Raw genomic sequence first — 253 nt, 5'->3', positions numbered from 1 at the left:
ATGATCATGACGGTGAATGCGACCGTGTTGATCCCCGGCCGTGATATCTACCCGATTAGCGCCAAAGTCTTCCGTTCGTTCTTTGATAACCCGCAAATGGCGTTAGCGAAAGATAACGAACAAGACATGATCGTAAAAGAGATGTACGACCGTGCTGCCGAACAGCTGATTCGTAAGCTGCCAAGCATCCGTGCTGCGGATATTCGTTCCGACGAAGAACAGACGTCGACCACAACGGATACTCCGGCAACGC

Annotated in this window: 1 protein-coding gene; it reads left to right on the top strand. The window is 51.4% G+C overall.

Translation table 11 applies throughout. From position 1 onward, the window contains the following. Positions 1-253, top strand: a 253-nt coding sequence (gene lptE / locus F1003_RS19025; protein WP_202913933.1) for an LPS assembly lipoprotein LptE, incomplete at both ends; no start/stop codon positions are given.

The organism is Winogradskyella ouciana, from assembly GCF_009709615.1.
In the GTDB taxonomy this organism is placed as follows: domain Bacteria; phylum Bacteroidota; class Bacteroidia; order Flavobacteriales; family Flavobacteriaceae; genus Winogradskyella; species Winogradskyella ouciana.
Note: the sequence above shows the minus strand (reverse complement) of the source record. Positions and strands in the feature narration are given on the sequence as shown.